Source organism: Pseudoalteromonas sp. M8 (genome assembly GCF_018141365.1).
Taxonomy (GTDB): Bacteria; Pseudomonadota; Gammaproteobacteria; order Enterobacterales; family Alteromonadaceae; genus Pseudoalteromonas.
Genome location: NZ_CP047240.1, coordinates 961,700 through 986,863 on the forward strand (window position 1 = coordinate 961,700; position 25,164 = coordinate 986,863).

Annotated in this window: 20 protein-coding genes and 4 pseudogenes; 17 read left to right on the forward strand and 7 right to left on the reverse strand. The window is 49.5% G+C overall.

Annotation, left to right across the window (positions count from 1 at the left end; genetic code table 11):
* Nucleotides 1–125: 125 nt before the first annotated feature.
* Nucleotides 126–1,328, reverse strand: coding sequence for a tetracycline efflux MFS transporter Tet(59) (tet(59), locus tag GSF13_RS09055; protein ID WP_010604481.1), 1,203 nt, complete (start codon nucleotides 1,326–1,328; stop codon nucleotides 126–128).
* 80 nt (nucleotides 1,329–1,408) lie between these two features.
* Between tet(59) (GSF13_RS09055) and tetR (GSF13_RS09060) the strand changes: the two genes are divergently transcribed.
* Entirely contained in the window at nucleotides 1,409–2,011 is a 603-nt protein-coding gene (tetR, locus tag GSF13_RS09060; RefSeq protein WP_000113092.1) for a tetracycline resistance transcriptional repressor TetR, read from the forward strand.
* A gap of 178 nt (nucleotides 2,012–2,189) precedes the next feature.
* On the forward strand, nucleotides 2,190–3,683 hold the full coding sequence (locus GSF13_RS09065; RefSeq protein WP_001120888.1) for an IS91-like element ISVsa3 family transposase: 1,494 nt from the start codon (nucleotides 2,190–2,192) through the stop codon (nucleotides 3,681–3,683).
* Between the two features lie 378 nt (nucleotides 3,684–4,061).
* Here GSF13_RS09065 and tet(59) (GSF13_RS09070) read toward each other — a convergent pair whose 3' ends face one another.
* On the reverse strand, nucleotides 4,062–5,264 hold the full coding sequence (tet(59), locus tag GSF13_RS09070; RefSeq protein ID WP_010604481.1) for a tetracycline efflux MFS transporter Tet(59): 1,203 nt from the start codon (nucleotides 5,262–5,264) through the stop codon (nucleotides 4,062–4,064).
* A gap of 80 nt (nucleotides 5,265–5,344) precedes the next feature.
* Between tet(59) (GSF13_RS09070) and tetR (GSF13_RS09075) the strand changes: the two genes are divergently transcribed.
* The 8 genes and pseudogenes from tetR (GSF13_RS09075) to GSF13_RS09110 all read left to right on the forward strand — a co-directional run.
* A complete protein-coding gene (gene tetR / locus GSF13_RS09075; protein ID WP_000113092.1) occupies nucleotides 5,345–5,947 on the forward strand; it encodes a tetracycline resistance transcriptional repressor TetR in 603 nt (200 codons plus the stop codon).
* A gap of 177 nt (nucleotides 5,948–6,124) precedes the next feature.
* On the forward strand, nucleotides 6,125–7,618 hold the full coding sequence (locus tag GSF13_RS09080) for an IS91-like element ISVsa3 family transposase (RefSeq protein WP_001120888.1): 1,494 nt from the start codon (nucleotides 6,125–6,127) through the stop codon (nucleotides 7,616–7,618).
* A 345-nt stretch (nucleotides 7,619–7,963) separates the two neighbouring features.
* Nucleotides 7,964–8,476, forward strand: a complete 513-nt coding sequence (locus GSF13_RS09085; RefSeq protein ID WP_086371372.1) for a dihydrofolate reductase — start codon at nucleotides 7,964–7,966, stop codon at nucleotides 8,474–8,476.
* 431 nt (nucleotides 8,477–8,907) lie between these two features.
* Nucleotides 8,908–9,936 (forward strand): annotated as a pseudogene (locus GSF13_RS09090) (IS91-like element ISVsa3 family transposase); the annotation flags it as partial.
* 30 nt (nucleotides 9,937–9,966) lie between these two features.
* Nucleotides 9,967–10,851 (forward strand): DUF3363 domain-containing protein, encoded by an 885-nt coding sequence (locus GSF13_RS24685; RefSeq protein WP_001447541.1) that lies wholly within the window; start codon nucleotides 9,967–9,969, stop codon nucleotides 10,849–10,851.
* Between the two features lie 221 nt (nucleotides 10,852–11,072).
* Nucleotides 11,073–12,287, forward strand: coding sequence for a chloramphenicol/florfenicol efflux MFS transporter FloR (floR, locus tag GSF13_RS09100; RefSeq protein ID WP_211867981.1), 1,215 nt, complete (start codon nucleotides 11,073–11,075; stop codon nucleotides 12,285–12,287).
* Between the two features lie 27 nt (nucleotides 12,288–12,314).
* Nucleotides 12,315–12,620 carry a LysR family transcriptional regulator gene (locus GSF13_RS09105; protein WP_001255015.1) on the forward strand — a complete coding sequence of 102 codons (306 nt, stop codon included), beginning with the start codon at nucleotides 12,315–12,317 and terminating at the stop codon, nucleotides 12,618–12,620.
* A 111-nt stretch (nucleotides 12,621–12,731) separates the two neighbouring features.
* Nucleotides 12,732–13,136 (forward strand): annotated as a pseudogene (locus GSF13_RS09110) (IS91 family transposase); the annotation flags it as partial.
* A 106-nt stretch (nucleotides 13,137–13,242) separates the two neighbouring features.
* Here the strand turns inward: GSF13_RS09110 and GSF13_RS09115 are convergent.
* From GSF13_RS09115 to sul2, 3 genes are read right to left on the reverse strand one after another with little or no spacing between them, the layout of a single operon-like run.
* Nucleotides 13,243–14,079: an aminoglycoside O-phosphotransferase APH(6)-Id gene (locus tag GSF13_RS09115; protein WP_000480968.1), complete on the reverse strand. Its 837-nt coding sequence runs from the start codon at nucleotides 14,077–14,079 to the stop codon at nucleotides 13,243–13,245.
* The gene (gene aph(3'')-Ib / locus GSF13_RS09120) at nucleotides 14,079–14,882 is read right to left on the reverse strand and encodes an aminoglycoside O-phosphotransferase APH(3'')-Ib (RefSeq protein ID WP_001082319.1); all 804 of its coding nucleotides are present in this window, start codon (nucleotides 14,880–14,882) and stop codon (nucleotides 14,079–14,081) included. The genes GSF13_RS09115 and aph(3'')-Ib overlap by 1 nt, the downstream gene beginning before the upstream one ends.
* Before the next feature lie 60 nt (nucleotides 14,883–14,942).
* On the reverse strand, nucleotides 14,943–15,758 hold the full coding sequence (gene sul2, locus GSF13_RS09125; protein ID WP_001043260.1) for a sulfonamide-resistant dihydropteroate synthase Sul2: 816 nt from the start codon (nucleotides 15,756–15,758) through the stop codon (nucleotides 14,943–14,945).
* Between the two features lie 470 nt (nucleotides 15,759–16,228).
* Here sul2 and GSF13_RS09130 point away from each other — a divergent pair.
* Nucleotides 16,229–17,536 (forward strand): annotated as a pseudogene (locus GSF13_RS09130) (Tn3-like element ISShfr9 family transposase); the annotation flags it as partial.
* Nucleotides 17,537–18,220: 684 nt separating this feature from the next.
* On the opposite strand, the pseudogene GSF13_RS09135 reads toward GSF13_RS09130, so the two are convergent.
* A pseudogene (locus GSF13_RS09135) lies at nucleotides 18,221–18,454 on the reverse strand (DNA polymerase V subunit UmuC); the annotation flags it as partial.
* 7 nt (nucleotides 18,455–18,461) lie between these two features.
* Complete coding sequence (umuD, locus tag GSF13_RS09140) at nucleotides 18,462–18,911, reverse strand: translesion error-prone DNA polymerase V autoproteolytic subunit (protein ID WP_000116661.1); 450 nt, start codon at nucleotides 18,909–18,911, stop codon at nucleotides 18,462–18,464.
* 637 nt (nucleotides 18,912–19,548) lie between these two features.
* Here umuD and GSF13_RS09145 point away from each other — a divergent pair.
* The 6 genes from GSF13_RS09145 to GSF13_RS09170 all read left to right on the forward strand — a co-directional run bounded on the left by GSF13_RS09145 (nucleotide 19,549) and on the right by GSF13_RS09170 (nucleotide 25,164).
* Nucleotides 19,549–20,454: a 3'-5' exonuclease gene (locus GSF13_RS09145; protein WP_211867983.1), complete on the forward strand. Its 906-nt coding sequence runs from the start codon at nucleotides 19,549–19,551 to the stop codon at nucleotides 20,452–20,454.
* Between the two features lie 87 nt (nucleotides 20,455–20,541).
* The gene (locus GSF13_RS09150) at nucleotides 20,542–20,841 is read left to right on the forward strand and encodes a hypothetical protein (RefSeq protein ID WP_032479286.1); all 300 of its coding nucleotides are present in this window, start codon (nucleotides 20,542–20,544) and stop codon (nucleotides 20,839–20,841) included.
* A 215-nt stretch (nucleotides 20,842–21,056) separates the two neighbouring features.
* On the forward strand, nucleotides 21,057–21,350 hold the full coding sequence (locus tag GSF13_RS09155; protein ID WP_211867985.1) for a hypothetical protein: 294 nt from the start codon (nucleotides 21,057–21,059) through the stop codon (nucleotides 21,348–21,350).
* 11 nt (nucleotides 21,351–21,361) lie between these two features.
* Nucleotides 21,362–22,276 (forward strand): WYL domain-containing protein, encoded by a 915-nt coding sequence (locus tag GSF13_RS09160; protein ID WP_211867987.1) that lies wholly within the window; start codon nucleotides 21,362–21,364, stop codon nucleotides 22,274–22,276.
* Nucleotides 22,277–22,345: 69 nt separating this feature from the next.
* Complete coding sequence (locus GSF13_RS09165) at nucleotides 22,346–23,905, forward strand: type I restriction-modification system subunit M (protein ID WP_211867989.1); 1,560 nt, start codon at nucleotides 22,346–22,348, stop codon at nucleotides 23,903–23,905.
* Complete coding sequence (locus tag GSF13_RS09170; RefSeq protein WP_211867991.1) at nucleotides 23,902–25,164, forward strand: restriction endonuclease subunit S; 1,263 nt, start codon at nucleotides 23,902–23,904, stop codon at nucleotides 25,162–25,164. Before GSF13_RS09165 ends, GSF13_RS09170 begins: the two co-directional genes overlap by 4 nt.

Sequence of the window (25,164 nt, forward strand, 5' to 3'; positions counted from 1 at the left end):
TTTCTTCCGCAGGTTTTGTTCTTGGTTTTTTAGGGGGTAATGTCATAGGGTTTGTCTCTTAATATCTTGTGCTAAAAGCAAATCTGATAGGGGTATCATAGCACTTAATATTGATATGCTAAAACTTAGCTCGCTGGTAGCTTCGCTATTTTAACTATCTTTTTGGTGCTTCTATAAAAAGATAAAATAAATACAATCAATAAAACATACATTATCGCACCAATCATCCATATCCAGCCATCCCAACTTGCCAGTGTTTGACCAAAAATAAAGCTAAATAATAATGGGCCGATCACCCCCGTCGTATTGGTTAAGCTGACTAGAACGCCTTGTAGCTTACCTTGGTTAGTTTGATTGACTTGAGCTGACATTAACCCCTGTAAGGCTGGTAGCGCAATACTGCCGCCGGCGAGTAAGATTAATGTAGGGTAAATCATCCAACCCTTTGTCAATAATGACAAAATAATGAATGCTGCTCCATCAACAACAAAGCCCACAATAATCGTCACTTTTTCATTGAATTTCTTGGCGATTGCGCCCGCTACAAATGCTTGGAACAAGGCATGCATGATGCCTAACCCCGCTAAAGATAGGCCGATCTCCATACTGCCCCATTGAAAACGATGTTCCGTAAATAACACCCATGTCGTTGCTGGAATTTGCCCTATCATTTGAGTCATAAAAAAGATAAATAACAATAGTATGACTGGCTTGATCACTTGCAGGAAAGGTCGCGAATTTTCTGCTGTTTCTGTGGTGTTTTTTTCAGTATTTTTGATTTTATTATCTTTAAATATCAACATAATAACTAAAAAAGAGAGCGCATTTAAAATGGCAGCAATAATAAAAGGAAGATGAGCTGAGAATTGCCCTGTAAAGCCGCCAATTGCAGGGCCAGAGATTAACCCGACACCAAAAGCCGCCCCTAAGCGTCCAAACCACTTAGTACGCTCTTGTGAAGCAGTATTGTCAGCAATAACAGAAGCGGCGACCGCACCTGTTGCGCCAGTAACTCCAGAAATTAATCGCCCAACGTATAGCATCCAAAGTGAGCTAGATAATGCAAGCAAAGTGTAATCCACAGCAGCGCCTGCAAGAGATAGTAGTAATATTGGTCGGCGCCCGAATTTATCAGACCATTTGCCAAGTAGAGGAGCAAAAAAAAACTGCATGATGGCATACAGTGCCAGCAGGATACCGTAATGATTTGCTAAATTTTCAGCCGACACGTATTCACGTAACAATGTAGGCAATACAGGCATGATCAAGCCGATCCCCATAGCATCTAGGGCGGTGATCGTTAAAGCGGTGATCGCAAATTTATTCATCGTTTTTTCTCTATCATTGATAGAGTTGGAATATATCCCTATCAGTGATAGAGTGTCAATAGAAAAAAAGAGAGGGCAGTATGGCGCGATTAGATAAAGAAACCATCATCACAGTGGCATTAGAGTTGCTAAATGAAGTGGGAATGGAAGGGCTGACAACGCGAAAACTAGCTCAAAAACTGGGCGTAGAGCAGCCTACACTATATTGGCATGTGAAGAACAAGCGCACATTGTTGGATGCATTATCTGTTGAAATGCTAAAGCGTAATCATCGTCATTCATTACCCGCAGTTGGGGAAACGTGGCAACAATTTTTACGTAATAATGCATTGAGCTTTCGTGATGCATTATTAAGTTACCGTGATGGCGCAAAAGTGCATTTAGGGACTCGCCCGAGTTCAGACCAATATGACACCGTAGAAATGCAGTTGCAGTTTATGGTGGACAATGGTTTTTCATTAAAATGTGGGTTATATGCAATAAGCGCGGTTGGTCATTTTACGTTAGGTTCTGTGTTAGAGCAGCAAGAACATATCGCAGCACTTAATGATAGGCAACAAATAGCAGATGATACGATGCCTCGACTATTAAAAGATGCTTTGCAAATTATGGATCAAGATGATGGCACAGAGGCTTTTTTATTTGGTTTAGAAGCATTGATTAATGGTTTCGAAAAGCAGTGATAAGGTGTCTGTGTTTTTAGGCTCGCACAATAGGGGGGATTTGTGCGAGTGGTGGATTTATTTAGAACATTGTTTTTCAATTTGGCGTTTTTGTTCTACCAATTTTTTAGCTGTTGCCATCGCGAGTTGTTCATCGGCTTGCATTTTTGCTAAACACAGTATTGCAAGGACGCGGAACATGCCTCATGTGGCGGCCAGGACGGCCAGCCGGGATCGGGATACTGGTCGTTACCAGAGCCACCGACCCGAGCAAACCCTTCTCTATCAGATCGTTGACGAGTATTACCCGGCATTCGCTGCGCTTATGGCAGAGCAGGGAAAGGAATTGCCGGGCTATGTGCAACGGGAATTTGAAGAATTTCTCCAATGCGGGCGGCTGGAGCATGGCTTTCTACGGGTTCGCTGCGAGTCTTGCCACGCCGAGCACCTGGTCGCTTTCAGCTGTAAGCGTCGCGGTTTCTGCCCGAGCTGTGGGGCGCGGCGGATGGCCGAAAGTGCCGCCTTGCTGGTTGATGAAGTACTGCCTGAACAACCCATGCGTCAGTGGGTGTTGAGCTTCCCGTTTCAGCTGCGTTTCCTGTTTGCCAGCCGGCCCGAGATCATGGGGTGGGTGCTGGGCATCGTTTACCGCGTCATTGCCACGCACCTGGTCAAGAAAGCGGGCCATACCCACCAAGTGGCCAAGACGGGCGCGGTCACCCTGATCCAGCGTTTTGGATCGGCGCTCAATCTGAATGTTCACTTCCACATGCTGTTTCTCGACGGTGTGTATGTCGAGCAATCCCACGGCTCAGCGCGTTTCCGCTGGGTCAAGGCGCCGACCAGCCCAGAGCTCACCCAGCTGACGCACACCATCGCCCACCGGGTGGGTCGCTATCTGGAACGGCAAGGCCTGCTGGAACGGGATGTCGAAAACAGCTATCTGGCCTCGGATGCGGTGGATGACGACCCGATGACACCCCTGCTGGGGCACTCGATCACTTACCGTATCGCTGTCGGTTCACAGGCGGGGCGAAAGGTGTTCACTTTGCAAACTCTGCCGACCAGTGGTGATCCGTTCGGTGACGGGATTGGCAAGGTAGCCGGGTCCAGCCTGCACGCCGGCGTGGCGGCCAGGGCCGATGAACGCAAGAAGCTCGAACGGCTGTGCCGGTACATCAGCCGCCCGGCGGTATCCGAGAAGCGGCTGTCGTTAACACGAGGCGGCAACGTGCGCTACCAGCTCAAGACGCCGTACCGGGACGGCACCACGCACGTCATTTTCGAACCATTGGATTTCATTGCAAGGCTGGCCGCCCTGGTACCGAAGCCCAGAGTCAACCTAACCCGCTTCCACGGGGTGTTCGCACCCAACAGTCGGCACCGGGCGTTGGTCACGCCGGCAAAACGGGGCAGGGGCAACAAGGTCAGGGTGGCTGATGAACCGGCAACACCAGCACAACGGCGAGCGTCGATGACATGGGCGCAACGGCTCAAGCGTGTTTTCAATATCGACATCGAGACCTGCAGCGGCTGCGGCGGCGCCATGAAAGTCATCGCCTGCATTGAAGACCCTATAGTGATCAAGCAGATCCTTGATCACCTGAAGCACAAAGCCGAAACCAGCGGGACCAGGGCGTTACCCGAAAGCCGGGCGCCACCGGCTGAGCTGCTCCTGGGTCTGTTTGACTGACGAGCCTGAAGGCCAACGATACCAATCAAAATGCTGCGTTCACAGCGCCGCGGCAGGGATCCGCCGTGCTGGTTGTCGGAAAAGGAGCCGCTAGTGGGAAAGAGGAGGGTAAATTTTCAGCGTTGCTGGCTCCCCGTCAGCCGGATTGGGTTGCATCGCAGGGGTGTCGAAAGAGTCAACTGCGGTCCAAAGCTGTTGGACTTGGGTGAAAAGGGCGTTTATTCTTCCTATACGTTCATTAGGTCATCTAGCCTTTCTTCCGCAGGTTTTGTTCTTGGTTTTTTAGGGGGTAATGTCATAGGGTTTGTCTCTTAATATCTTGTGCTAAAAGCAAATCTGATAGGGGTATCATAGCACTTAATATTGATATGCTAAAACTTAGCTCGCTGGTAGCTTCGCTATTTTAACTATCTTTTTGGTGCTTCTATAAAAAGATAAAATAAATACAATCAATAAAACATACATTATCGCACCAATCATCCATATCCAGCCATCCCAACTTGCCAGTGTTTGACCAAAAATAAAGCTAAATAATAATGGGCCGATCACCCCCGTCGTATTGGTTAAGCTGACTAGAACGCCTTGTAGCTTACCTTGGTTAGTTTGATTGACTTGAGCTGACATTAACCCCTGTAAGGCTGGTAGCGCAATACTGCCGCCGGCGAGTAAGATTAATGTAGGGTAAATCATCCAACCCTTTGTCAATAATGACAAAATAATGAATGCTGCTCCATCAACAACAAAGCCCACAATAATCGTCACTTTTTCATTGAATTTCTTGGCGATTGCGCCCGCTACAAATGCTTGGAACAAGGCATGCATGATGCCTAACCCCGCTAAAGATAGGCCGATCTCCATACTGCCCCATTGAAAACGATGTTCCGTAAATAACACCCATGTCGTTGCTGGAATTTGCCCTATCATTTGAGTCATAAAAAAGATAAATAACAATAGTATGACTGGCTTGATCACTTGCAGGAAAGGTCGCGAATTTTCTGCTGTTTCTGTGGTGTTTTTTTCAGTATTTTTGATTTTATTATCTTTAAATATCAACATAATAACTAAAAAAGAGAGCGCATTTAAAATGGCAGCAATAATAAAAGGAAGATGAGCTGAGAATTGCCCTGTAAAGCCGCCAATTGCAGGGCCAGAGATTAACCCGACACCAAAAGCCGCCCCTAAGCGTCCAAACCACTTAGTACGCTCTTGTGAAGCAGTATTGTCAGCAATAACAGAAGCGGCGACCGCACCTGTTGCGCCAGTAACTCCAGAAATTAATCGCCCAACGTATAGCATCCAAAGTGAGCTAGATAATGCAAGCAAAGTGTAATCCACAGCAGCGCCTGCAAGAGATAGTAGTAATATTGGTCGGCGCCCGAATTTATCAGACCATTTGCCAAGTAGAGGAGCAAAAAAAAACTGCATGATGGCATACAGTGCCAGCAGGATACCGTAATGATTTGCTAAATTTTCAGCCGACACGTATTCACGTAACAATGTAGGCAATACAGGCATGATCAAGCCGATCCCCATAGCATCTAGGGCGGTGATCGTTAAAGCGGTGATCGCAAATTTATTCATCGTTTTTTCTCTATCATTGATAGAGTTGGAATATATCCCTATCAGTGATAGAGTGTCAATAGAAAAAAAGAGAGGGCAGTATGGCGCGATTAGATAAAGAAACCATCATCACAGTGGCATTAGAGTTGCTAAATGAAGTGGGAATGGAAGGGCTGACAACGCGAAAACTAGCTCAAAAACTGGGCGTAGAGCAGCCTACACTATATTGGCATGTGAAGAACAAGCGCACATTGTTGGATGCATTATCTGTTGAAATGCTAAAGCGTAATCATCGTCATTCATTACCCGCAGTTGGGGAAACGTGGCAACAATTTTTACGTAATAATGCATTGAGCTTTCGTGATGCATTATTAAGTTACCGTGATGGCGCAAAAGTGCATTTAGGGACTCGCCCGAGTTCAGACCAATATGACACCGTAGAAATGCAGTTGCAGTTTATGGTGGACAATGGTTTTTCATTAAAATGTGGGTTATATGCAATAAGCGCGGTTGGTCATTTTACGTTAGGTTCTGTGTTAGAGCAGCAAGAACATATCGCAGCACTTAATGATAGGCAACAAATAGCAGATGATACGATGCCTCGACTATTAAAAGATGCTTTGCAAATTATGGATCAAGATGATGGCACAGAGGCTTTTTTATTTGGTTTAGAAGCATTGATTAATGGTTTCGAAAAGCAGTGATAAGGTGTCTGTGTTTTTAGGCTCGCACAATAGGGGGATTTGTGCGAGTGGTGGATTTATTTAGAACATTGTTTTTCAATTTGGCGTTTTTGTTCTACCAATTTTTTAGCTGTTGCCATCGCGAGTTGTTCATCGGCTTGCATTTTTGCTAAACACAGTATTGCAAGGACGCGGAACATGCCTCATGTGGCGGCCAGGACGGCCAGCCGGGATCGGGATACTGGTCGTTACCAGAGCCACCGACCCGAGCAAACCCTTCTCTATCAGATCGTTGACGAGTATTACCCGGCATTCGCTGCGCTTATGGCAGAGCAGGGAAAGGAATTGCCGGGCTATGTGCAACGGGAATTTGAAGAATTTCTCCAATGCGGGCGGCTGGAGCATGGCTTTCTACGGGTTCGCTGCGAGTCTTGCCACGCCGAGCACCTGGTCGCTTTCAGCTGTAAGCGTCGCGGTTTCTGCCCGAGCTGTGGGGCGCGGCGGATGGCCGAAAGTGCCGCCTTGCTGGTTGATGAAGTACTGCCTGAACAACCCATGCGTCAGTGGGTGTTGAGCTTCCCGTTTCAGCTGCGTTTCCTGTTTGCCAGCCGGCCCGAGATCATGGGGTGGGTGCTGGGCATCGTTTACCGCGTCATTGCCACGCACCTGGTCAAGAAAGCGGGCCATACCCACCAAGTGGCCAAGACGGGCGCGGTCACCCTGATCCAGCGTTTTGGATCGGCGCTCAATCTGAATGTTCACTTCCACATGCTGTTTCTCGACGGTGTGTATGTCGAGCAATCCCACGGCTCAGCGCGTTTCCGCTGGGTCAAGGCGCCGACCAGCCCAGAGCTCACCCAGCTGACGCACACCATCGCCCACCGGGTGGGTCGCTATCTGGAACGGCAAGGCCTGCTGGAACGGGATGTCGAAAACAGCTATCTGGCCTCGGATGCGGTGGATGACGACCCGATGACACCCCTGCTGGGGCACTCGATCACTTACCGTATCGCTGTCGGTTCACAGGCGGGGCGAAAGGTGTTCACTTTGCAAACTCTGCCGACCAGTGGTGATCCGTTCGGTGACGGGATTGGCAAGGTAGCCGGGTCCAGCCTGCACGCCGGCGTGGCGGCCAGGGCCGATGAACGCAAGAAGCTCGAACGGCTGTGCCGGTACATCAGCCGCCCGGCGGTATCCGAGAAGCGGCTGTCGTTAACACGAGGCGGCAACGTGCGCTACCAGCTCAAGACGCCGTACCGGGACGGCACCACGCACGTCATTTTCGAACCATTGGATTTCATTGCAAGGCTGGCCGCCCTGGTACCGAAGCCCAGAGTCAACCTAACCCGCTTCCACGGGGTGTTCGCACCCAACAGTCGGCACCGGGCGTTGGTCACGCCGGCAAAACGGGGCAGGGGCAACAAGGTCAGGGTGGCTGATGAACCGGCAACACCAGCACAACGGCGAGCGTCGATGACATGGGCGCAACGGCTCAAGCGTGTTTTCAATATCGACATCGAGACCTGCAGCGGCTGCGGCGGCGCCATGAAAGTCATCGCCTGCATTGAAGACCCTATAGTGATCAAGCAGATCCTTGATCACCTGAAGCACAAAGCCGAAACCAGCGGGACCAGGGCGTTACCCGAAAGCCGGGCGCCACCGGCTGAGCTGCTCCTGGGTCTGTTTGACTGACGAGCCTGAAGGCCAACGATACCAATCAAAATGCTGCGTTCACAGCGCCGCGGCAGGGATCCGCCGTGCTGGTTGTCGGAAAAGGAGCCGCTAGTGGGAAAGAGGAGGGTAAATTTTCAGCGTTGCTGGCTCCCCGTCAGCCGGATTGGGTTGCATCGCAGGGGTGTCGAAAGAGTCAACTGCGGTCCAAAGCTGTTGGACTTGGGTGAAAAGGGCGTTTATTCTTCCTATACGTATGATTCAAACTGCAGATGAGTTACATTTGAAAGAAAAGGTGAAAAAACCAATTGAGAAATTATTGCATGTGCTTAATGCCTCAAATAAAAAATTAATTATTCAATACCGATCATTATGAAACTATCATTAATTGTTGCCATGGATAAAAATTTTGGCATTGGTAAAGACAACGATTTGTTATGGAAATTGCCGGCTGATATGAAATTCTTTAAAGAAACTTCAACAGGTCATGTAGTAATAACCGGACGTAAAAATTATGAATCTATTCCTGAGAAATTTAGACCCTTGCCAAATCGTGAAAATGCCGTTTTAACTCACCAAATCGGCTATCAAGCACCAGGAGCTCATGTCTTTTTTTCACTTACTGAATGTTTAGAGTTCTATAAAAATGAAACCGAAAGAACTGTTTTCATCATTGGTGGGGGACAAATTTATGCAGAAGTTATGCAGCGAAACATCCTTCAAGAAATGTATATCACACAAGTAGATGGAGTGTTTGACGCAGATACTTTTTTTCCTAAATTTTCTGAATCTGAGTGGAATAGTGAAACTGTACTGAAACAGGGTATTGATGAAAAACACGCTTTTGCTTTTGAAATAAAAAAATATACACGTAAATAACTCTAAAACTTACTGTTTTTGTTGAAATGTTTTGTATGTAACGGTTTCAAAACTTCAACGACCTTACTAACTTTGCCTCCTTATGATTTTATGTATAGCTGAAAAACCTTCTGTGGCAAAAGATATTGCCGAAGTAATTGGTGCAAAACAACGCAACAACGGCTTTTATGAAGGAAATGGCTATTGGGTAACCTGGACTTTTGGCCATCTGTGTACATTGAATGAACCCCATGATTACAAAGAAAATTGGAAATACTGGAAATTGGAAGATCTGCCAATTGTACCTAAAAAATTTGGCATTAAACTAATTGATAACGATGGAGTAAAAAGGCAATTTGCTGTTATTGAAAAATTGGTAGCATCTTGTTCTGAAGTCATCAATTGCGGGGATGCCGGGCAGGAAGGGGAGTTGATACAAAGATGGGTATTGGCACCTGGTCAAGAAAGCGGGCCATACCCACCAAGTGGCCAAGACGGGCGCGGTCACCCTGATCCAGCGTTTTGGATCGGCGCTCAATCTGAATGTTCACTTCCACATGCTGTTTCTCGACGGTGTGTATGTCGAGCAATCCCACGGCTCAGCGCGTTTCCGCTGGGTCAAGGCGCCGACCAGCCCAGAGCTCACCCAGCTGACGCACACCATCGCCCACCGGGTGGGTCGCTATCTGGAACGGCAAGGCCTGCTGGAACGGGATGTCGAAAACAGCTATCTGGCCTCGGATGCGGTGGATGACGACCCGATGACACCCCTGCTGGGGCACTCGATCACTTACCGTATCGCTGTCGGTTCACAGGCGGGGCGAAAGGTGTTCACTTTGCAAACTCTGCCGACCAGTGGTGATCCGTTCGGTGACGGGATTGGCAAGGTAGCCGGGTCCAGCCTGCACGCCGGCGTGGCGGCCAGGGCCGATGAACGCAAGAAGCTCGAACGGCTGTGCCGGTACATCAGCCGCCCGGCGGTATCCGAGAAGCGGCTGTCGTTAACACGAGGCGGCAACGTGCGCTACCAGCTCAAGACGCCGTACCGGGACGGCACCACGCACGTCATTTTCGAACCATTGGATTTCATTGCAAGGCTGGCCGCCCTGGTACCGAAGCCCAGAGTCAACCTAACCCGCTTCCACGGGGTGTTCGCACCCAACAGTCGGCACCGGGCGTTGGTCACGCCGGCAAAACGGGGCAGGGGCAACAAGGTCAGGGTGGCTGATGAACCGGCAACACCAGCACAACGGCGAGCGTCGATGACATGGGCGCAACGGCTCAAGCGTGTTTTCAATATCGACATCGAGACCTGCAGCGGCTGCGGCGGCGCCATGAAAGTCATCGCCTGCATTGAAGACCCTATAGTGATCAAGCAGATCCTTGATCACCTGAAGCACAAAGCCGAAACCAGCGGGACCAGGGCGTTACCCGAAAGCCGGGCGCCACCGGCTGAGCTGCTCCTGGGTCTGTTTGACTGACGAGCCTGAAGGCCAACGATACCAATCAAAATGCTGCGTTCACAGCGCCGCGGCAGGGATCCGCCGTGCTGGTTGTCGGAAAAGGAGCCGCTAGTGGGAAAGAGGAGGGTAAATTTTCAGCGTTGCTGGCTCCCCGTCAGCCGGATTGGGTTGCATCGCAGGGGTGTCGAAAGAGTCAACTGCGGTCCAAAGCTGTTGGACTTGGGTGAAAAGGGCGTTTATTCTTCCTATACGTGCCGCGTTCCAGGCGGCGACTATGAGGGCTATGTCGATGCCCATGTGCGCCGGCTGGAGGCGCTACGCCGGGCCGGTATCGTCGAGCGGATCGACGCCGACCAATGGCGCATCCCCGATGATCTGGTCAGCCGTGCCGCCGCCCATGACGCCGGCCGAGACAGTCAGGCCAGCGTTCGCGTCCTTTCCCCGGTCGATCTGAACAAACAGATCGGATCGGACGGCGCGACCTGGCTGGACCGGCGGCTGATCCACGGCGAGACGGCCGACCTTGCGCCAACCGGCTTCGGGCAACAAGTCCGCGAAGCCATGGACCAGCGCCGCGAGCACCATATCGAACAGGGCGACGCCACCCGCAGCCGGGACAGCCGCGTCTTCTACCGGCGCAACCTTCTCGCCATCCTGCGGGAGCGCGAGGTAGCCGGCGTCGGATCGGATATGGCTTTGAGTAAGGGCCTGCCGTTCCGCGCCGCCACGGACGGCGAGAGCGTCAGCGGCAAGTTTACCGGAACCGTGCATCTATCGAGCGGCAAGTTCGCCGTGGTCGAGAAATCCCATGAGTTCACCCTTGTCCCGTGGCGGCCGATCATCGACCGCCAACTCGGCCGCGAGGTTATGGGCATCGTGCAGGGCGGGTCGGTGTCGTGGCAGTTAGGGCGGCAGAGGGGGCTGGAACGCTGAGTGCGCCCATGCCGCATTGCGAAGCAAAAGATAATCGGATAAAATGTAGCAATTCATATTCGTAAGCGTGGAGTAATCAGATGGGAAATTCCAAGTCAGCAGACAAGTAAGCCGCAACAACCAGTATTGTTGTTGCGGCGCTCTGTAAGACCCAATCCCTAGTCTGATTGCTGACGAGCAGACGCCGCCCGGTATTTTTCTATTCGAGAGGTTGATTCGTCATGACCAACACACGCCCCGCGTGGGCCTACACCCTGCCGGCAGCTTTGCTGCTTATGGCACCCTTCGACATCCTCGCTTCACTGGCGATGGATATTTATCTCCCTGTCGTTCCAGCGATGCCCGGCATCCTGAACACGACGCCCGCTATGATCCAACTCACGTTGAGCCTCTATATGGTGATGCTCGGCGTGGGCCAGGTGATTTTTGGTCCGCTCTCAGACAGAATCGGGCGACGGCCAATTCTACTTGCGGGCGCAACGGCTTTCGTCATTGCGTCTCTGGGAGCAGCTTGGTCTTCAACTGCACCGGCCTTTGTCGCTTTCCGTCTACTTCAAGCAGTGGGCGCGTCGGCCATGCTGGTGGCGACGTTCGCGACGGTTCGCGACGTTTATGCCAACCGTCCTGAGGGTGTCGTCATCTACGGCCTTTTCAGTTCGATGCTGGCGTTCGTGCCTGCGCTCGGCCCTATCGCCGGAGCATTGATCGGCGAGTTCTTGGGATGGCAGGCGATATTCATTACTTTGGCTATACTGGCGATGCTCGCACTCCTAAATGCGGGTTTCAGGTGGCACGAAACCCGCCCTCTGGATCAAGTCAAGACGCGCCGATCTGTCTTGCCGATCTTCGCGAGTCCGGCTTTTTGGGTTTACACTGTCGGCTTTAGCGCCGGTATGGGCACCTTCTTCGTCTTCTTCTCGACGGCTCCCCGTGTGCTCATAGGCCAAGCGGAATATTCCGAGATCGGATTCAGCTTTGCCTTCGCCACTGTCGGGCTTGTAATGATCGTGACAACCCGTTTCGCGAAGTCCTTTGTCGCCAGATGGGGCATCGCAGGATGCGTGGCGCGTGGGATGGCGTTGCTTGTTTGCGGAGCGGTCCTGTTGGGGATCGGCGAACTTTACGGCTCGCCGTCATTCCTCACCTTCATCCTACCGATGTGGGTTGTCGCGGTCGGTATTGTCTTCACGGTGTCCGTTACCGCGAACGGCGCTTTGGCAGAGTTCGACGACATCGCGGGATCAGCGGTCGCGTTCTACTTCTGCGTTCAAAGCCTGATAGTCAGCATTGTCGGGACATTGGCGGTGGCACTTTTAAACGGTGACACAGCGTGGCCCGTGATCTGTTACGCCACGGCGATGGCGGTACTGGTTTCGTTGGGGCTGGTGCTCCTTCGGCTCCGTGGGGCTGCCACCGAGAAGTCGCCAGTCGTCTAACCGACGACTGGTAGCAGGCCCGCTCCGATGCGGCGCACTAACCATCGAAACCTCGTGAATGTCGGTATCCTGTCTGGCAGGATACCGCTCATTTCCCTTGTTCAGTTCATCGCCGTCGCCGAGCATCTGAATTTTCGGCATGCGGCCAAGGCACTTGGTATCAGCCAGTCGAGCGTCAGCGCGCGTGTGAAAGCGCTGGAGGATAACCTTGGTGTCCTGCTATTTGAGCGCCATGCGCGGGGCGTTCGGCTAACAGACGCAGGCAGGCACTTCATGGAGCGTGTCACGGCGGGTGTCGATCAACTCGATCACGCAGTGAAGACCGCGGAGTGACGGGCACTGGCTGGCAATGTCTAGCAACGGCAGGCATTTCGGCTGAGGGTAAAAGAACTTTCCGCTAAGCGATAGACTGTATGTAAACACAGTATTGCAAGGACGCGGAACATGCCTCATGTGGCGGCCAGGACGGCCAGCCGGGATCGGGATACTGGTCGTTACCAGAGCCACCGACCCGAGCAAACCCTTCTCTATCAGATCGTTGACGAGTATTACCCGGCATTCGCTGCGCTTATGGCAGAGCAGGGAAAGGAATTGCCGGGCTATGTGCAACGGGAATTTGAAGAATTTCTCCAATGCGGGCGGCTGGAGCATGGCTTTCTACGGGTTCGCTGCGAGTCTTGCCACGCCGAGCACCTGGTCGCTTTCAGCTGTAAGCGTCGCGGTTTCTGCCCGAGCTGTGGGGCGCGGCGGATGGCCGAAAGTGCCGCCTTGCTGGTTGATGAAGTACTGCCTGAACAACCCATGCGTCAGTGGGTGTTGAGCTTCCCGTTTCAGCTGCGTTTCCTGTTTGGGGTCGTTTGCGGGAAGGGGCGGAATCCTACGCTAAGGCTTTGGCCAGCGATATTCTCCGGTGAGATTGATGTGTTCCCAGGGGATAGGAGAAGTCGCTTGATATCTAGTATGACGTCTGTCGCACCTGCTTGATCGCGGCCGCGATAGCTAGATCGCGTTGCTCCTCTTCTCCATCCGCGTTCCAAGCTGCGGAAAGGCACCCATAAGCGTACGCCTGGTCGAGCAGGCGACGCGGATCGACGTCCAGCGCACGAGAGAATGCGTCCGCCATCTGTGCAATGCGTCTAGGATCGAGACAAAGGTCGTCTCTGTCAGCCGGATCGTAGAACATATTGGCGGCGCCAAAGCCCACTTCACCGACCAGACCGACGGGATCTATCACCAGCCAGCCGCGACTGGAGAACATGATGTTTTCATGATGCAGATCGCCATGTAGCCCACGCAGTTCCGAGGCATTGCTCATCATTTGATCGGCTATAATCGCCGCGTGGACGTAGTCAGTTTGACAACCTGCGTTTTGATCATCGCGCGCCCGCTGAAACAAAGCTGCAAAGCGATCCCGGATCGGGAGAAGGGCAGAAGGCAGGGGTTCCTCAGATGCGGCATACAGCTTCGCCATTAGTTCCGCTGCAATTTCGGTCGCCTGGTAGTCGCCGTGCTCGGCAACGATGTGAGAGAGCATTCGCTCCCCGGCATATTCGAGCAACATCAGATTGTTCTCACGACCGAGCAACCGGACTGCTCCCCTCCCATTGCGCCATACCAGATAGTCGGCCCCGCGCAGTTCATCAGCAATGTCTTCTATAGGTTTCAATCCCTTGACGATTGCAGGAGTCCCGTCTGGCAATGAAACTTTCCAAACGAGGCTGGAAAAGGTGTCCGCAATGAGAACAGGTTGCGAAACGTGCCAATGAGCAGGAAAAACAGGCGGCATGAACATCAACCCCAAGTCAGAGGGTCCAATCGCAGATAGAAGGCAAGGCGTTCGCGGTCGGGGGCTTCGATCCCCAATACATTGAATAGGACAGCGAAGGCGCGCTCTGCTTCATCTGGCGCTGCCCAGTTCTCTTCGGCGTTAGCAATCATGAGTGCCAAATCGGCATAGCGATCTGCTGTTCCGAGCCGCCCAAGGTCGATCAGACCCGTGCATTGAAGAGTTTTAGGGTCCACCATGAAGTTCGGCATGCAGGGATCACCATGGCAAACAACCATATCGGTGCGCTCTTGGTCGAGCCGCACCGGTAGCTCTCGTTCGACACGAGCCAAAAGATCGAGCTGCGGCGTACTCTTGTCCTCGTCCGGTAAGAAGTCGGGATTGACGGCATTGCGGGACACCACATCAACGGCGCGTCCGAACATTCGCGACAGCCTGCGCTCAAACGGACATTGATCAACCGATAGGCTGTGAACAGCGCCAAGTTGCTGCCCCATTGACGGCCACGCTTTGAGCAAATCCGCTCCAGACAGATCAGCCGCCGGTACTCCCGGAATTGCCGTTATCACCAAGCATGCACCCTCCTGTTCCTCCTGCCAGTTGATGACCTCGGGGCAAGCCACACCTCGACCTTTGAGCCAAATGAGGCGGTCACGCTCTCCAGCGAGCTCACCGCGGCGGGAAGCAGGTGCGATTTTCGCGAAGGCATGCCCGTCACCACGTCGAAAAACAAAATCACCAGATTCTCCGCCTCTGACAGGCAACCAGTCAGAATGCGATTCACCAAAAAAAATATTAGTTCGATTCAATGGAGGTTCCTTCAGTTTTCTGATGAAGCGCGAATATAGAGAAATATCCCGAATGTGCAGTTAACGAATTCTTGCGGTTTCTTTCAGCGCCGCCAATACCGCCAGCCCGTCGCGCAAGGGGCGCGGCTCGTGTGTGCGGATGAAGTCAGCTCCACCTGCGGCGGCGGCAAGCTCTGCAGCGAGTGTCGCGGCCCCGACATCCCCCGGACCACGGCCTGTGAGCGCGCGCAGAAAGGATTTGCGCGAAACAGACAGAAGCACCGGCAAATCGAAGCGCAGCCGCAATTCATCGAACCGCGCCAGCACCGAGAGCGAGGTTTCGGGAGCAGCCCCCAGAAAAAACCCCATGCCGGGATCAAGGACAAGGCGGTTGCGTTTGATACCGGCACCCGTCAGCGCCGCGATGCGCGCGTCAAAGAACGCCGCAATGTGATCCATGATGTCGCCAGCGGGTGCCTCGCGCCGATCTGCCTGCCCGTCTTGCACCGAATGCATAACGACGAGTTTGGCAGATGATTTCGCCAATTGCGGATAGAACGCAGCGTCTGGAAAACCGCGAATATCATTGAGATAGGCCACACCACGCGACAAGGCATAGGCTTGCGTCGCGGGTTGATAACTGTCGAGCGAGACGGGAATGCCATCTGCCTTGAGCGCGTCCAGCACCGGCGCGATACGCGCGATTTCTGTGTCGGACGAAACAGGCGCGGCGTCGGGATTGCTGGATGCCGGACCGAGGTCGATCACATCTGCCCCCTCGGCCATCAGCTTACGCGCCTGCGCAATGGCTGCGTCTGGCGCCAGATACCGGCCTCCATCGGAGAAACTGTCCGAGGTTATGTTGACGATGCCGAAAATGATGAGCGATTTATTCATGGGGGCTTCTATAATAATAATAATCGAGCATGAGTCTCATACGGATGCTCGGGTCGAAAGGGAATCCCCAGGCGAGTAACCTGTTTGCGGTGATCCATTAGCTGCAGGAGCAGAATAGCATACATCTGGAAGCAAAGCCAGGAAAGCGGCCTATGGAGCTGTGCGGCAGCGCTCAGTAGGCAATTTTTCAAAATATTGTTAAGCCTTTTCTGAGCATGGTATTTTTCATGGTATTACCAATTAGCAGGAAAATAAGCCATTGAATATAAAAGATAAAAATGTCTTGTTTACAATAGAGTGGGATACAGACACGCTTGATATGTTTGGAGATGGGGTTCTAGGGATTTTCCCCTCTAAAAAGACTTAATCCTCTGTAGACCACACCAATAAATGGCTGCGGAGGTGGGTTACTACTTATAAGTGTGGCAAATTAGGTAAATATCGTACATTTAATACGGAACAGCCCTGATATGGCCATCAAAAACGAAATTACTATTCTCACGAGAGCAGAACAGGCAGATCTTTATTCCCCACCCATTTTTTCAATCGAAGAACAACGTCTGTACTTTTCTCTGAACGATGCGGAATTGGCAGTTTTTCGGTCAATTCGTCTCAGAGCTCATAGATGTTACTTTGTCGCGATTTTGGGATACTTCAAATCAAAGCCCGTCATCCTAGATATCGCTTACTCGCAGGTTTCTAAGGATTTAATGTTCATCAGTAAAGAGCTGCTTGGCGGCAAGGGGCTCAGACCATTCACTCCCTCACAAAAACAAAAAGATCGACTCTACGCAAAAGTATTAGACCTTGCTGGTTATCACAAATGGGACGAAAGTCAGCACTTCAATTCTCTTTTCGACCACCTTGTTCAGGTGGGCAATGCCTGGCTGGAGCCGCGTTACCTCTTTGATACTGCTATTGAATTCCTAACCAGTCACAGCATTGCTATCCCTAGGTACACCGTACTCCAGAGACTGATAAGCAGAGCGATGCAGCAGGTCAGAAAAGACCTGGCGCACCAACTTAATCAACTCACCAGTCCTGAACTTCACGTCTTTCTGGACAGCATAACAGCCATTGATGACGGACTAAGCCTGAACCAGCTCAGAGGCGGTGCAAAAAGTCTGACCGTACCTGAACTTAAAAAAGAGCTTGCCCTTTATCATCAGTTAGCGCCATGGCGCACGCAAATCAATGGCGTTATCGATGGGCTTAATCTGTCTCTTAAAAATCGACAACACTTCGGTGAGCTCATCAACTATTACGGTAGTAAACTCAAACGATTCAAACGCGCACAGCAGCATCTATGGTTGCTATGTCACCTGACAGAGCGGATACAACTGGCACTGGAACGGTTAACTGATGGGTTCATTTACCATATCCGCAAGCAACAAGAAGCTGCCAACACCTTTGCACAACAAGCAGTGTTCCTGTCCTGGCAGTCAGCCGCGGACAATGTCACGAAAGCGGCAGAGTTACTGCATCTGTTTGTGGATGAGAACATTGATGATAATCAACCCTTCTCAGTAGTCAGACAACAGGCATTGAAGGTCATGAATGACAGGGATATCCAGACCCTCTGCCTTTACCTGAAAAAACAGAAACGGACCGTGGAAGAGTACCAGTGGCAACATTACGATGAACAATGCAATCTCCTGGAGCAACTGTTAAGGCAGGTGTTCTTGTGCCTTGAATGTGAGGCCGGTAAAGGCTCAGAAGCCGTCGTCGCCCAACTTCAACAGATGCAGACGGAAATCGCATTCGGTGGACCACTGAAGAGGCTGTACTTGGAGAACCACCGACTTTTCCAGTTTCATCCTTGGTATAAAGGTTTTCCAATAAATAGTCTCGATATCTCACGATTGGACTTTCCTCTACCTTCTCGGTGCAGTCATATATTGTTAACGGAGGTTTTTCATCAACCAGAAGGCCAGTCCTTGGGTGTGTATGTTCGGGGATTTCCGTGCTCAACCACCGATAGAAGCTCAATAACGCAACTGCATGGGATTGAATCGTCTTATCGGAGGATATATCTGGATCTGCCAACAAAGAGTGAAGATATAGATTCACTGGCACCACATTGATACCATCGGGGTCTATTAAAATTGGAAGTTTATGAGCAAATGGTTTTGAGTTGTCCCTAACGTCATGGATGATCTCGCCACTGTCAGGGTGTGGCCTACTTATAAATGAGGGATATTTCTCCGTACTAATCCACATAAGACAATAGTCAAAGCCGAAGTCATCTGGAAACGACCTATTTTGTTCAATCACATTAACACCTAAATCATCCGTTATTCACACTGCTAAGCCTTCCCCCAGGGGGTTACGCGTTCATACATCTACTTTTTCAAGATATTTCTTAACCAATAGTAAAAATTGTAACCACCCCTCATCTCGACGTCTAATTTATACAACCTGAAACATTACAACATGTGATGTCTAAAGTATTTCCCAACTGTAAGCGCATAGTTAGAGGAGAATGCCAAAATGCCATGGCGCTGCATTTCGGCTTTGATCTGAAAGACGGGTACGCCCATTTTAATACCGAGTAACTTAGCTTCACGCGAGCGTGCAACCACGCAGCCGTCATTGTTGGACAGCACCACAACCGGCGTATCTTTTAAATCAGGACGAAACAGCTTCTCACAACTGGCGTAAAAGTTGTTGCAGTCCACCAAGGCAAATACAGGCATGGGACAGTCACGACTTACGGCGCATGTTTCGCACCACATTGGTGACCACACCAAATATCTCTAACTCTGCCCCTTCAGGAATATGAATGGGCTCATACGCCTGGTTTCTTGGGATCAGCTTGACGCACGGCCTTAGTTGAAGCTCCTTTACCGTGAGTTCTCCATGGATGCCAGCGATGACAATGTCACCGTGTTCTGCTTGAACAGAACGATCAACCACCAAAATATCATCTGGGTGAATCCCAGCATCAATCATTGAATCACCTTCAACACGCACAAAGAACGTTGCAGCCGGTCGCTTGATGCACAGCTCGTTGAGGTCGAGCGTTTGCTCAACATAATCCTGCGCTGGTGAGGGAAAACCAGCAGAAACACGTTCCATGAACAATGGAATACGAAGGCGCTTGGCTTTGATGAAGGCAAGTGCGCCGCTACGGCCTATCAGCGAGACACTCATGACGAACCTCGAAAAATTACAACTGATACTGTTTGTTTATACAGTATCTAATGCTATGCTGATTTCTACAAGTAAAATTGTAGGTAAAACTGGTGTTGTTCGAGTAAGACGTTGTGTCGTAGGTGATTTCTTTTTTGTGTTGAAAACTAGATGTGGGTTTGCTCGCCCTCGTCAAAGCCTGCAAGGCTTGGACAATACTGCTTCTGCCTACTGCTCTTGTTTCTGTTACTGATCCTGTTACTGCTACTGGTTAACGCATGGGTCAAGTAACCGTCAGACAAGGATTGTTGAACCCTTTGCAAAGGGTTTAAAAACAGTTAGTAAAATTCTGCTTCGTATTGAATTTACTGGCTTAAAGCGAAGTCAGGAGCATCTTTAAAATGCTCAGTCGAACTCAGTTCAAACCTTTTGCAACCGTTTGAAAAGGGGTTGGCCAAGCCATACGTAAAGGGTATCGGTAAGGGTTACCTAAACGGTTTAGCTAAGGCTTTCTGAAAGGCTTAGTCAAAGCCTTCATACATGGGTTCACCCAGTAGAAAGATTAAAAAAACGCTGAGGTATTCAAGGTGCATTTTGAAAAACCTGTGGCACAGTGAAATAACCCAAAGCGAACAATAGAATTGAAGAGAAACCATCAATGACAAGAGCCCCTGCGCCATTTCCGCTAGAGCGCCTCGCGGATATCCCAGAAAGACCAGAAGATTTTAGATTGCTGGAGCGTATTCCATTAACGCGTGAGCCGCAGTCTTGGCCACTTGAACTTTCTCCTGTGGTCGGTGATGAACAGCCAATGGTGCTGCTCGATACAGAGACAACCGGACTGTCTGCCGATGATGAGTCCATTATTGAGCTTGGTATGGTTAAGGTGCTTTACAGCCCCTCTGCTCAGCGGATTGTGTCGATTGTTGATGTGATCAGCTTGTATGAAGATCCCGGCAAGCCAATCCCCGAGCTGATTACCGAGTTAACCGGCATCACCGATGAGATGGTGCAAGGCCAGCACATTGATGATTCACTGGTAGCGAGTTGGTTATCCGATGATCCGCTGGTGGTTGCACACAATGCACAGTTTGATCGTCCTTTCTTTGAAAAGCGGTTTGCTGCATTAGGACATCTATCTTGGGCCTGTTCAGCCAGTGGCATAGATTGGAAGGCGCTGGGTTTTGAAAGTCGAAAGCTTGAGTACCTGCTGCTTCGCTTAGGTTGGTTCTATGAAGGACACCGAGCTGCAACCGATTGTTTGGCGATGGCCTGGTTGTTTCATTTGTTGCCCGAGTCCGTTGCAAACTTGTTGTCTGAAGCAGACAGGCGAACTGTGTTAGTTCGTGCGTTTGGTGCGCCGTTTGACGTAAAGGACTATTTAAAAGAGCGCGGTTACCGCTGGCATGACGGTGTAAAAGGTGCCAACAAACATTGGTGGCGCGAAATCAGCGAAGACGAGTTGCCGCAGGAACAAACTTACCTAGATGATTTGTATCATCGTGGCTCAGAACATGCCCACTATGACTACAAAGATGCCCGCAATCGATTTAAAGCTTTGTAGCTCTCTACAAGGTAAGCCTTGCATATTTGAAAATCTCTGGAAAATGGAAAGTGAACTCATGGTTTAACCAATAAGAGGAATCTTTCCATGTACCAAGACACCTACATTGAATACTGGGGCGAAATCTTCGTCTCTGCCCGCATCATTGAATTTGGCATCACGTTCGAGCGCTTTCTTAAAGATCCATGGAAGCATTTGATGTCCTGTGGCCAAGAATCTGCACCGGACGCGATTGCTGAAGGGATGCTGCCATTGCTGCCTGCCCAGGCAGAAGTTGCTAGGCGCGTTCGAGAGAGTGAGCAACGAGTCCCGATGTCTACAGAGTCGGACAAAGGGGGATCTCATCGCGGTAACATCGTGGTGTCACTGGTTCGGGTAGCGCATTGATTGATAGCAACTATCATCGATGGCACCAAACAAGGTCTTCACGCCCATACCTGAGCGGCAATTGCAATCCAGATCAAAAAGTTGCCGCTTAGTCTTCCCTACAAAATAATTTGTGATAGGATGATACCTAATAAATTTAGTTAGGCTGTATAACTCAAATTGTTTTCTTGCTGTGAGCAACCACACAAGGTGGAGTTGGTTTCTGGAGGGGGCGCATGAATACATCAATGGAGCTTTTATCAAAGCTCACTATTTTAGAAGAGCTGATCCAAGTTGTTAGCCATGAAAATGCAACCAAAACAGAAAAGTATCTTGCGTATTCGGGTGTATTGGCTTTGCTGCGGGAGATTGACGAAACAACTAATGCCCCTTGTTTTGGCGAGCATAGTCGAGATCTCAAGAGTGCGTTATTAAAGAAACTTGAACTTGGAACAGACAGCCAAGGCTTGCATGATCCGGCAGCTTATCTCAGAAAGCTCAAGTCTTCACAATGCTTAGATGTTGAATAGATGAAGGTTGCATGAAGCTGAATAAACATGATCTGTCTGGAAGCAAGCCTAAAACGCTTTTAGAAGAACTACCTCAAGCTAGCCGTGATCGTATTGCGCATATTGACTTTACCCTGTTATTCAAGGGCGAAGCGGTACGCGCTGATTTGGTTGAGCGTTTCAGTATAGCGCCAACACAAGCAACGAAAGACTTTACAATGTACCGAGAGCTTGCACCAGGCAACATCGAGTATGACCAAAAGCTCAAGTTGCATAAGCGTGGTGAAGCTTTTGAGCCCTTGTTCGACTACGACGTTGTGAGAACACTGGCAACCATTAGCCAAGGGTACGGAGATGGCTTCACCGGAAAGGTAAAGCCACCTCTGGCTTGTGAAGCACCTTATCACCTTAACAAGCCGAGTTTATCGATAGTAGCGAAAGTTACTGAGGCCATACACAAAGGCAAAGCCTTGAACATTACCTATGTGTCGTTATCGAGCGGTGAAACAATGCGTGAAATTGTACCGCATACGCTGGTGGACAATGGCCTGCGTTGGCATGTTCGTGGTTTTGACCGCAAGCATGGTGAGTTCCGTGACTTTGTATTGACCCGCATTAAAGCAGCGGTTGTGCTGGAAGATTCCACTTTGTCTGAAACAGAGCTTGAAACCCAAGATCGGCAATGGAACCGATTTGTAGAGCTTGAGTTAGTACCGCACCCACGCATAGAGCACAGCGAAGCGATTGAATTGGATTATGGTATGACGGGTGGCGTTCTAAAGGTTGAGATTAGAGCAGCAACCGCTGGGTATTTGCTACGCCAATGGCATGTGGATTGTTCCAAAGCACACAGCCTTCAAGGCACTGAATACCAACTTTGGTTAAAGAATACTCCGACACTCTACGGGGTCGGAAATTTGAATTTAGCTCCAGGGTTTAACGAATGATGTTCGACGACAGTGAACATTGCGCAACCCATAAATGAATTATGACGAATTAAAATCAGGAATTAACAGATGACAAGTTTACAACAACGTGCCGAACTTCAACGCCAAATATGGGCGATTGCCAACGATGTGCGAGGCTCAGTGGATGGTTGGGATTTCAAGCAATATGTACTGGGTACGCTGTTTTACCGTTTTATCAGTGAAAACTTTGTCAACTACATCACAGGCGGAGATGATAGCGTTAATTATGCTGCCATGTCTGACGATGATGAAAACATCAAGTTTGCTAAAGAAGATGCCATTAAAACCAAAGGCTATTTTCTTTACCCTAGCCAGTTGTTTAGCAATGTGGCGGCCAATGCACATAAGAACGAAAATTTAAATACGGATTTGGCAGCAATTTTTGCGGCAATCGAAAACTCAGCCAATGGCTATGATTCAGAAAAAGACATCAAAGGCTTGTTTGCGGATTTTGATACCACCAGTAATCGTCTGGGTAATACGGTAGAGGCAAAAAACAAACGCCTAGCTGCGGTGTTAAAAGGCGTGGCCGGTTTAACCTTCGGTAATTTTGAAGACAACCAAATTGATTTATTCGGTGATGCCTACGAGTTCCTGATTTCAAACTATGCCGCGAATGCGGGTAAATCCGGTGGTGAATTTTTCACCCCTCAGCACGTCTCAAAATTGATCGCACAGCTGGCCATGCACGGCCAAACCAGTGTGAATAAAATTTATGACCCTGCGGCGGGCTCGGGCTCGTTGCTGTTACAAGCTAAAAAGCACTTTGATGCGCATATCATTGAAGATGGTTTTTTTGGCCAAGAGCTCAACCACACCACCTACAACTTAGCGCGTATGAACATGTTTTTGCACAACATTAACTACGACAAGTTCAATATTCAGTTGGGTGATACCTTAACCGAACCGCACTTTTTAGACGACAAGCCGTTTGATGCGATTGTCTCTAACCCGCCTTATTCGGTGAAATGGATTGGTAGCGACGACCCAACCCTAATCAACGACGACCGCTTTGCGCCCGCTGGCGTACTGGCCCCTAAATCAAAAGCCGACTTTGCCTTTGTGCTGCATGCACTGAGTTACCTATCAAGCAAAGGGCGTGCAGCCATTGTGTGCTTCCCCGGTATTTTTTACCGTGGCGGTGCTGAGCAAAAAATTCGTCAATATCTGGTTGATAACAACTATGTTGAAACCGTGATTTCACTGGCACCTAACCTGTTTTTTGGCACCACCATTTCCGTGAATATTTTAGTGCTGTCTAAGCACAAAACTGACACCACCACCCAGTTTATCGATGCCAGCGGTTTGTTTAAAAAAGAAACCAATAACAACGTACTGACTGAGCAGCACATTGAAGACATCATGAAAGTGTTTGCCAGCAAAGAGAACGTGGATCATTTTGCTAAATCTGTTGAATTGGAAATCATAGCAGGCAATAGCTACAACCTTTCGGTGAGCAGTTATGTAGAGTCCGAAGATACTCGTGAGTTAGTAGACATAAATAAGCTCAATGCTGAGCTTAAAATTACCGTTGCGAAAATAGACCGACTTCGCAGTGATATTGAGGCCATAGTTGCGGAAATTGACGGTGAGGAGGTTGAGGCATGAACGATTTTAGCTATGTAGAGAAACTACTCGATGGTGTTGAAGTGGTTTGGCTTCCGATCAGCGAAGTTACTGAGCGAACTACGAATATAAAGTGGCGTGAAACTTCTGAAAGCCATCAGTATATTGATCTAACTTCAGTCAACGTTGATACAAAAAAAATAATAGAAACAACAGAGGTAAAAGCTAGCAATGCGCCCAGCCGTGCTCAAAAGCTTGTAAAAAAAGACGATGTATTATTTGCAACAACTCGTCCGACACAAATGCGCTATTGCTTAATTGATGAGGAATATGATGGAGCAGTCGCGAGCACAGGATATTGTGTATTGCGAGTGAAAAGGGATGTGACTCTACCTAAGTGGATTTTGCATTTGATTTCCTCAAATGATTTTAAAAAGTACCTTGAAGAGAATCAGAGTGGATCTGCATATCCAGCTATTTCTGATGCCAAAGTCAAAGACTTTAGTATCCCTATCCCATGCCCAGATAACCCAGAAAAATCGCTGACAATACAAGCTGAAATTGTGCGCATTCTTGACGTATTTACCGCTATGACCGCTGAGCTGACCGCTGAGCTGACCGCTGAGCTTATTATGCGGCAGCAACAATACAATTTTTACCGCGACCAGTTGTTAAGTTTTGATGATGGGGAGGTAGAGTGGAAGAACCTAGAGGATGTTGCATCTTTTAGGCGCGGTTCATTCCCTCAGCCCTATGGAAACAGTGAGTGGTTTGATGGAGAGGGCTGTATGCCTTTTGTTCAGGTTGCAGATGTGGCAGATTTTGGCTTCGAACTTAATACAAAAACGAAACAGAAAATTTCTAAACTGGCTCAGCCTAAAAGTGTATTTGTTGAAAAAGGTACTGTTATAGTTTCCTTGCAAGGTACGATTGGGCGTGTTGCCATCACCCAATATGATTGTTATGTAGATAGAACTTTAGCTATATTTACCAATTATAAGTCAGACATAAATAAAAAATATTTTGCACATCAGCTAAAGGCTAAATTTGATAAAGAAAAAGAATTCGCCAGAGGAAGCACTTTGAAAACGATTACTAAGGCGGAGTTTTCGAAGTTCCAGATACCTATACCATCAATTGAAAAACAGAATCGCATTGTTTCCATTTTAGATAAATTTGATGTATTGAGTCACTCAATTCAAGATGGGCTTCCACGCGAAATTGAACTGCGCCAAAAGCAATACGATTATTATCGTGACCTACTGTTGAGTTTTCCTAAACCTGAAGAGGCGGCAGCTTAA